The organism is Kamptonema sp. UHCC 0994 (genome assembly GCF_029167235.1).
Lineage (GTDB): Bacteria > Cyanobacteriota > Cyanobacteriia > Cyanobacteriales > Microcoleaceae > Kamptonema.
On the sequence record NZ_JARFTR010000106.1, the window covers coordinates 1 to 7,213 of the forward strand.

General features: G+C 42.0%; 12 protein-coding genes and 1 pseudogene. 5 read left to right on the forward strand and 8 right to left on the reverse strand.

Going from position 1 to position 7,213, the window contains the following annotated elements:
* Window positions 1–88 precede the first annotated feature (88 nt).
* Window positions 89–868, reverse strand: coding sequence for an anti-sigma factor (locus PY364_RS10420; RefSeq protein ID WP_275522302.1), 780 nt, complete (start codon window positions 866–868; stop codon window positions 89–91).
* 8 nt (window positions 869–876) lie between these two features.
* Complete coding sequence (locus PY364_RS10425; protein ID WP_275522303.1) at window positions 877–1,467, reverse strand: sigma-70 family RNA polymerase sigma factor; 591 nt, start codon at window positions 1,465–1,467, stop codon at window positions 877–879.
* 272 nt (window positions 1,468–1,739) lie between these two features.
* Between PY364_RS10425 and PY364_RS10430 the strand changes: the two genes are divergently transcribed.
* Window positions 1,740–1,994 carry a hypothetical protein gene (locus tag PY364_RS10430; protein WP_275522304.1) on the forward strand — a complete coding sequence of 85 codons (255 nt, stop codon included), beginning with the start codon at window positions 1,740–1,742 and terminating at the stop codon, window positions 1,992–1,994.
* Window positions 1,995–2,214: 220 nt separating this feature from the next.
* On the forward strand, window positions 2,215–2,502 hold the full coding sequence (locus PY364_RS10435; protein WP_343277567.1) for a ferredoxin-thioredoxin reductase variable chain: 288 nt from the start codon (window positions 2,215–2,217) through the stop codon (window positions 2,500–2,502).
* 100 nt (window positions 2,503–2,602) lie between these two features.
* Here the strand turns inward: PY364_RS10435 and PY364_RS10440 are convergent, their stop codons facing one another.
* The 4 genes and pseudogenes from PY364_RS10440 to PY364_RS10455 all read right to left on the reverse strand — a co-directional run bounded on the left by PY364_RS10440 (window position 2,603) and on the right by PY364_RS10455 (window position 3,865).
* Entirely contained in the window at window positions 2,603–2,824 is a 222-nt protein-coding gene (locus PY364_RS10440; RefSeq protein WP_275522307.1) for a hypothetical protein, read from the reverse strand.
* Between the two features lie 88 nt (window positions 2,825–2,912).
* Window positions 2,913–3,041, reverse strand: a pseudogene (locus PY364_RS10445) (YdcF family protein); the annotation flags it as partial.
* 118 nt (window positions 3,042–3,159) lie between these two features.
* A complete protein-coding gene (locus PY364_RS10450) occupies window positions 3,160–3,630 on the reverse strand; it encodes a hypothetical protein (RefSeq protein WP_275522309.1) in 471 nt (156 codons plus the stop codon).
* Entirely contained in the window at window positions 3,584–3,865 is a 282-nt protein-coding gene (locus PY364_RS10455; RefSeq protein ID WP_275522310.1) for a hypothetical protein, read from the reverse strand. The genes PY364_RS10450 and PY364_RS10455 overlap by 47 nt, the downstream gene beginning before the upstream one ends.
* Before the next feature lie 154 nt (window positions 3,866–4,019).
* Here PY364_RS10455 and PY364_RS10460 point away from each other — a divergent pair, with 154 nt between their 5' ends.
* Together PY364_RS10460 and PY364_RS10465 are read left to right on the forward strand one after the other, a co-directional pair.
* Window positions 4,020–4,658 carry a peroxiredoxin gene (locus PY364_RS10460; protein ID WP_275522311.1) on the forward strand — a complete coding sequence of 213 codons (639 nt, stop codon included), beginning with the start codon at window positions 4,020–4,022 and terminating at the stop codon, window positions 4,656–4,658.
* Between the two features lie 80 nt (window positions 4,659–4,738).
* Window positions 4,739–5,320 carry a Uma2 family endonuclease gene (locus tag PY364_RS10465; protein ID WP_275522313.1) on the forward strand — a complete coding sequence of 194 codons (582 nt, stop codon included), beginning with the start codon at window positions 4,739–4,741 and terminating at the stop codon, window positions 5,318–5,320.
* Between the two features lie 12 nt (window positions 5,321–5,332).
* Here the strand turns inward: PY364_RS10465 and PY364_RS10470 are convergent, their stop codons facing one another.
* Window positions 5,333–5,797, reverse strand: a complete 465-nt coding sequence (locus PY364_RS10470) for a Coagulation factor 5/8 type-like protein (protein WP_275522315.1) — start codon at window positions 5,795–5,797, stop codon at window positions 5,333–5,335.
* A gap of 20 nt (window positions 5,798–5,817) precedes the next feature.
* Window positions 5,818–6,180, reverse strand: coding sequence for a hypothetical protein (locus tag PY364_RS10475; protein WP_275522316.1), 363 nt, complete (start codon window positions 6,178–6,180; stop codon window positions 5,818–5,820).
* Here PY364_RS10475 and PY364_RS10480 point away from each other — a divergent pair.
* Entirely contained in the window at window positions 6,173–7,147 is a 975-nt protein-coding gene (locus tag PY364_RS10480) for a cysteine synthase A (protein WP_275522318.1), read from the forward strand. The two genes, PY364_RS10475 and PY364_RS10480, sit on opposite strands and share 8 nt — an antisense overlap.
* Window positions 7,148–7,213: the final 66 nt, after the last annotated feature.

Below are 7,213 nucleotides of genomic sequence, written 5' to 3' on the forward strand. Positions count from 1 at the left end.
CGGTATCTTTACCGCCCAGAGGGCGGCGTTACGCGAGAATTAGGTAAGTTCTTTACCAATTACCAATTATCAATTATCAATTAACAATTTATAAACTCCCCGTCATTACCATCGGCCCAGACGGATTTTTAAGTAGGGGTGATGCTTCAACAGTCACAACTAATGTAGTTACTTCCCCATTAGTAGGCAGAGAAAGTTTGACAAAAACTGTCCCGATTTCATTAGTATTAAACTGCTCCCAAGCAACCTTTTCATCATTAATAACCGACCATAACTGATAAAATTGACCCTTTGGTAAAACTGGAAGATTCTTTAAGATTAAAACAGCTTTGGGTTCTCCCGGTGTGACAACAATACTGCCAGAAGCAGCAGAGGCTTGAGCCATACCTTTGAGAGAAACTAGATGAGTATTTGGCTGTTGTAACATCGCAATCACATCTTTTTGTCGTACAATCTGAGCATCAAGCGTTGTTATTTGTTGTCTTAGTTGGTAGTTATCCAAACCAACTGCCAACGCCAATAGTGCTGCCACACTACCAATCACAGGACTCCATCTTAGAGGAAATTGCTTCAGTTTTTCCCAAAGCACTGAGGTAGGATTTGCCGTAACAATCTTGTTTGGTAATGCGACGCTAGTTGTCGAAGCAGCTTCTATAATCGTGGAATAAAGATGTGGTGGTACTGCAATATCAGGTAAAGCATAAGGCATAACTTCTAAAACCTCCTGTAAACTAGCCACCTCTGTAGCTAATTCAGGATTTTCTTTTAGCACTCGCCTTAATTCCTCAGCTTCTTCAGAGCTAAGGTTGCCGAGGACATAACCTGCCATCAAGTCTTCTAAAGGTTCAGGAAATAAAGGCTCTGTCATAGGTGTAACTAGCCAATTAAATTTTGTAAGTTTTTTCTTAAATTCAATAAACCTTGGCGAGACCAAGTTTTAATTGTTCCCAGTGGTATACTAAGTTTGGCAGCAATTTCTGACTGACTCAAACCATCGTAATAAGCCATTTCTAACACCTGCCGTTGTTTTTCAGGAATTTGAGCTAAAGCATCGCAAACATAGTGCGAACGGTCACTTAAAGAAGCTGATTCAAAAGGTGTTAGAGGGGGAATTTCTGTAGCCATCATCTGACTCCATCGCTGGAGAAATTTCAACTTAGTGCTGCGAGAGCGAAGTTTATCAATTGCTCGCGAACGAGTCAGCGTTGTCAAAAAGCTGCTCAAAGAGCCACGATTAGGATTGTAGGTTCTCTTTTCCCAGAGATTGAGAAAAATCTCTTGGGTTAAGTCTTCTGCTTCTTGAGGGTTTGTTAAAATTCTCAGGGCCAATCTGTAGACTAAACTGCCATAGCGGTTATACAAAAGACCCAAGGCAGATGCTTGACCAACACTCATTAACTGAAATAACTCAGCGTCAGTCTGTTTTTCAGGGTCATCCACGCTTGTTTCAGCAGGGTTCAAATCCATAGGTTTTTCGTAGAACAGACCTAAACCGATAATTCTAAGTTGATTTTAGTCATGGCAGCAAGCGTGTTTCCAGAAAGAACCAGGGCCTATCTTCTTAAATACGACCCACGCAACTGCTTGGATGTGGGTAAGTTCGGTCGCTTAACCTCGGTGAAAAAATATTGGAGGTTAAAAATCCAATCCAAGGAGCAATCCGTACTACAATAGAACGCACTGTTAGCGCTTACCTGCTGACTTGTTGAATTAATATTTCTCAGACTTGGAAGAAAAATATGAACCGGAAAGTGCTTTGTTTAGTTGTTGGTTTGACCTTAACGGCTAGTCTGTATAGCTGTTCTTCTAGTCCTAACACTGAAAATCAGGCTGCTCCTAGTGCTTCGCCTGCTTCCATGAAGAGTCCTGATGCGATGAAAAGTCCTGATGCGATGAAAAGTCCCGATGCGATGAAAAGTCCCGATGCGATGAAAAGTCCCGATGCGATGAAGAAGCCTGATGCGATGAAAAGTCCTGATGCGATGAAGAAATAGCATTTGTAGACTGAGCTAAATAGCTTCTGTCAGCCTCTGCGAACTTTTTATTATAGTTGGCGGCGGCTGAATTTGTTTTTTGTAGAGAAGAAGGGAATAGTATCAATGGTTTCAGTAACTTAGAACGTCCTAACCACCTTGCCGATTGCTATATTTTAAATTTCCCTTGCGTAAGTCCTATATTCTGTAATAATAGAAACATTGTCCGAATCTAGTCCTAGTGCTTGGCATCAGTGCTGGTAGAGACTTTGAGAGAGATAACACTAAGTTTAAATCTATGAAAGTTGGCGATCGCGTTTGCATCCAAAAATCTGTCGTTGTTTACCACCATCCCGAACACCGCAATCAACCCTTCGATCTTAAGGGTATGGAAGGAGATGTGCTGGCCATAGTTCTCGAATGGCAAGGCAGACCCGTAAGTGCCAATTTGCCTGTTCAAGTCCAGTTCAACAAAAAATTTAGGGCACACCTCAAAGAGGATGAAGTGGAAGTTATTCAAAATAGCTGAGCTTTTAAGCAAGGGAGAGGGAAGATGGGGTAGGGAAGATAGGAGATATAGGAAGATTTCCCTCTTCCATTTCCCCATCTTCCCTGTGTCCATTCCCTCTTTATCTTCGGCGAAACCATCCCAGAATGTTAAAGTCGCCTTGCATTTTTTGTAATTCTTGCTGGTGTTTCTTTGCTGTGCTGTAATACCATTGGCAGTAACGCTCAAATTCTTGGCGATATTTAACTTCTTGGTAAAATTCGCTAGTAATTTGGTACTGTTTGAGAATTTCTGCTGGTACGGGCGGTTCGGGAACGATGTTTCGCAATTCGTGAGGGAACATGACTTGTAGGTTCCTGCTGCGGCAAAGGTTGGCATTGATTACCCCAAAGCTAACACAATTACGCCCAGCCCCGCAGCCGATAGACTGTTAAGGCTATTGCCCCCGCCGCCCATCTGGGACGTTTCCAGAACATTATTAAAGCAAAAATTATCAACAGACAACTTAATCCCAATGGATAGAAAAATAAAGGAAGTAGTTTGGACAGGAATAAAAACATTTTTGGTAATTGGTAATTGGTAATTGGTAATTGGTAATTGCTAATTACCCATCTCTCCCATCCTCCCCATCTTCCCCTCTTTCCCTAGTCCCTAGTCCCTAGCCCCTAGTCCCTTCTTCTATCTTTTTTTTCTAAATATCCAATCAAGTAGGGTGACAGATCGACCCCTAGAACGATTGGACAATTGTACCTTTTTTAGTGGTTGAGTTCTTTCTAATTCTGACGGTGGTAATTTAGGCAAGTTTTCTTCAGTTATTTCACTTGCTATTTCCTCTACCTCAATTGCTATTTCCTCCTCAGTATTCCACCAAGTCAGAACTAAGCCACAAGCCGTCCCCCCAAGAATACCCAAGCAGATACTCAATGGCATTGTATATCCAGTGAATCGAAAACCAAGTGTGAGAAACAAAAACATTAAAATACCTGCGGTTAAACCCACTGGGAGGATAGAATTTTTTAGCATTTTACGTAACGCCGCCCTCGCTTGCGGTAAAGATACCGCCCAGAGGGCGGCGTTACAAACAATTATGGGTAGGTAAGTCCTATATATAAAGCGATCGCTCTCTATAATCAGGACAGTCGATCGCATCTTCAGATAAAGCAATCTTCGGCTGAACGGGACACTTGAGGTAATAGTCACCCGTAAAAAATACGCAATTAGCACAAGGAATTTGGTGCATCCGCTTAGCCCGCTTTACCGAGTCCGCGATCGCACTTCCCATGCTCCACAATAGCAGAAACATCAACCCCCAAGCACAGACAAAGCACAAAGGCACCACAAAAGGAGCTATAGCTTGACTTAGAAAGTAAAGCATTTGAAACATAGCTTATACTTGCAAACAGAGTAAATATAAAATAAATTAATCCAACCCGCGACTAAGAGCAAGAAAAATTAAAAAATCTCAAAGCCTACCGGAAAACCGGAGGATTATGGCATTATGGATAACTGACCTTAAATAAAGCTAGAGGAAATCACTTATGGCCCTGAGATTAGGCGATACAGTCCCCAACTTCACCCAAGCCTCCTCCAAAGGAGAAATCAACTTCTACGACTGGGCTGGCGATAGCTGGGTAGTGCTCTTCTCACACCCCGCAGACTATACACCAGTATGCACCACCGAACTAGGCGAAGTTGCCCGTCTCAAAGCAGAATTTGACAAGCGTGGAGTCAAAACCATAGCCCTTAGCGTTGATAGCGAAGAGTCTCATAAAGGCTGGATCGATGACATTGAGGAAACCCAAAAAGTTAGCCTAAATTATCCTATTTTGGCAGATCCAGATCGGAAAGTGTCCGACCTCTATGACATGATCCATCCCAACTCCTTGAACAACTTAACAATCCGTACAGTTTTCGTCATCGATCCCCAAAAGAAACTACGTCTGAATATTACCTATCCTGCGAGTACCGGTCGTAATTTTGATGAAATTTTGCGGGTAATTGATTCTCTACAACTAACGGACAAATATAGCGTTGCTACCCCCGTTAACTGGAAGGATGGTCAAGATTGCGTAATTGTCCCCTCGATCAAAGATCCTGAAGAGTTGAAACAGAAATTCCCCAAAGGTTACGAAGTAATTAAGCCTTACTTGCGGATGACTCCTCAGCCTAATAAATAGTCTCAGATTTGTGACATCTGACTGTAATGGAGGCGCGATTAACTGCGCCTCTGCCAGCATATTTTAATGGAGGAAAAATTATGCTCTCATCTCCGATAGTATTGCGAATGTTGCCTAAAATGCAAATGACAGAAGATGATTTTTTTGAGTTCTGTCAAATCAATCGCGACTTACAAATTGAACGAAATAAATCAGGAGAAGTGCTAATTATGCCCCCAACTGGAGGAACAACAGGCAATCGTAGCGGCAGTATATTTGCACAGTTGTATAATTGGACAGAGCAAGATGGAACGGGTATTTGTTTTGACTCTAGCACTGGATTTAAGCTGTCAGCGGGTGACAAATCCCCAGACGCTTCGTGGATGAAACTGGAACGATGGAATGCTTTATCAGAAGAACAGCAAGATAAATTTGTACCTATTTGTCCTGATTTTGTAGTAGAACTCAGGTCTGCTTCCGATAACTTGAAACCTTTGCAAGAAAAAATGGCAGAATATATGAGGGAACCGGGAGTGAAGTTAGGCTGGTTAATTGACCGCAAAAATCGCAGAGTTTATATTTACCGTCCAGGTTTGCCAGAGGAATGTTTGGAAAATCCTGCTACAATTAGTGGCGATCCTGTTTTGCCGGGATTTGTTCTGAATATGAGTAAGATTTGGTAATTTTAGTTACAGTCAAATTCCCAGATGCAAAATGAAAAAATCCCCGCTCCAAGTTTTGTCGGCGTAGTTTGCCAAAGTTATCAATTTTTTGACTACCACATCTCGATCAAATTCTAACTGTTCGTAATCCCCCTCATTTTCTACTCCTTCCTCATCTATTCCCAACATCCAATGACCCCTTAGCTGAAGTTTCGCAGGAGCTTTTGAAAATAATTTTGCCCATGACTCAACTACATGATGAAAAACTTCTGCTCCCTGTTTATTGATGATTGTTACCCCGTAAAGATTTAAGCCGTAACTTTGCCACTCTTTAGGATTATCAGGATTGAGGGTAGATACCCACTTTAATGTATCATTAACATAATGAATAAAATCATCGTGAAGTTTCACACCGAAAGGGCTGTGAAAGTATTTTGCGTAATCTCTATAATTAACTTTCCCTTCGGGCAAAAGTAAAAAATCATGGTCGAGACTCATAGGTTTACTCCTGAAAATTGCTAATACGATCCAAATGAAATTATGTTATTATCGGAATCTAGGTCAATGTAACGCCCATTCTTAAAGTACCTTTTCACCCCTGGCGTTGCCCCTGAAACATTGGTTTTCCGTGACCCTTTTTTAGCGGTAATCTTAAATTCCTCTGCTTTTCTCAGGTATTGGGTAATATCTTCTGCCCCTACTTCGTCACCATGCTTGAGAAAGTGTTCCTGTAACGATTGTTGGGGTGAATCATAGCTCCCTTTTGCCCACGAGCCATTGAAATCTTCCATTTCTTCAGTATAAACATTTGCGGATACAATGAGCAATAAGAATTTATTGTAAAATTTAGTAGTAAATAAAGAGACAAATAGCATGGACATCAAAAACGGTTTTGTAGGCACTCTTGGCAACACCCCCCTAATCCGATTAAACAGCTTCAGCGATGAAACTGGGTGCGAAATTCTCGGCAAAGCAGAATTTCTCAATCCTGGCGGTTCTGTAAAGGATCGAGCCGCCCATTATATCATCAAAGATGCCGAAGAAAAAGGCTTATTAAAACCAGGTGGAACAGTCGTAGAAGGAACCGCAGGTAATACTGGCATCGGTTTAGCCCATATATGCAACGCTAAAGGTTATAAATGCCTAATCGTGATTCCTGATACTCAATCTCAGGAAAAAATAGACGCATTGAAAACATTAGGGGCAGAAGTCAGAACCGTACCCGCCGTCCCCTACAAAGACCCCAATAACTATGTCAAATTTTCCGGCAAATTAGCATCAGAAATAGATAATGCAATCTGGGCAAATCAATTTGATAACTTAGCTAATCGCCAAGCACATTATGAAACAACTGGCCCCGAAATCTGGGCACAAACAGACGGTAAAATTGATGGCTGGGTGACAGCAACGGGAACGGGAGGAACTTTTGCTGGTGTGGCAATGTTCCTAAAAGAAAAGAATCCAGCTATTAGAAGCATTTTAGCAGATCCGATGGGGAGCGGTCTTTATAGTTACGTTAAAACTGGAGAAATTAAGATGGAAGGTAGCTCAATTACTGAAGGTATTGGCACTAGCAGAATTACTGCTAATATGGAAAATGCTCCTATAGATGATGCCATCCAAATTGATGATATAGAAGCAGTGCGCGTAATTTACCAACTATTAAGAAAAGACGGTTTATTTATGGGCGGTTCCGTAGGAATTAACGTCGGTGCGGCAATTGCCTTAGCGAAGCAAATGGGGCCGGGACACACAATTGTCACCGTACTCTGCGATGGCGGTTCTCGCTATCAATCGCGGCTATTTAATCGAGAATGGTTAGCTGAAAAAGGTTTGTCGCCGGATTAAAAAAGTGTTGTCGCGAACATATCCGTAACGCCGCCCTCTGGGCGGTAACAATACCGCCCAGAGGGC

What these genes read in the sequence shown, in the direction of transcription:
- PY364_RS10420 (WP_275522302.1), bottom strand. Translation starts at nt 868, where the DNA reads ATGACAGAGCCTTTATTTCCTGAACCTTTAGAAGACTTGATGGCAGGT.
- PY364_RS10425 (WP_275522303.1), bottom strand. Translation starts at nt 1,467, where the DNA reads ATGGATTTGAACCCTGCTGAAACAAGCGTGGATGACCCTGAAAAACAG.
- PY364_RS10430 (WP_275522304.1), top strand. Translation starts at nt 1,740, where the DNA reads ATGAACCGGAAAGTGCTTTGTTTAGTTGTTGGTTTGACCTTAACGGCT.
- PY364_RS10440 (WP_275522307.1), bottom strand. Translation starts at nt 2,824, where the DNA reads ATGTTCCCTCACGAATTGCGAAACATCGTTCCCGAACCGCCCGTACCA.
- PY364_RS10450 (WP_275522309.1), bottom strand. Translation starts at nt 3,630, where the DNA reads ATGCGATCGACTGTCCTGATTATAGAGAGCGATCGCTTTATATATAGG.
- PY364_RS10455 (WP_275522310.1), bottom strand. Translation starts at nt 3,865, where the DNA reads ATGTTTCAAATGCTTTACTTTCTAAGTCAAGCTATAGCTCCTTTTGTG.
- PY364_RS10460 (WP_275522311.1), top strand. Translation starts at nt 4,020, where the DNA reads ATGGCCCTGAGATTAGGCGATACAGTCCCCAACTTCACCCAAGCCTCC.
- PY364_RS10465 (WP_275522313.1), top strand. Translation starts at nt 4,739, where the DNA reads ATGCTCTCATCTCCGATAGTATTGCGAATGTTGCCTAAAATGCAAATG.
- PY364_RS10470 (WP_275522315.1), bottom strand. Translation starts at nt 5,797, where the DNA reads ATGAGTCTCGACCATGATTTTTTACTTTTGCCCGAAGGGAAAGTTAAT.
- PY364_RS10480 (WP_275522318.1), top strand. Translation starts at nt 6,173, where the DNA reads ATGGACATCAAAAACGGTTTTGTAGGCACTCTTGGCAACACCCCCCTA.
- PY364_RS10475 (WP_275522316.1), bottom strand. Translation starts at nt 6,180, where the DNA reads ATGTCCATGCTATTTGTCTCTTTATTTACTACTAAATTTTACAATAAA.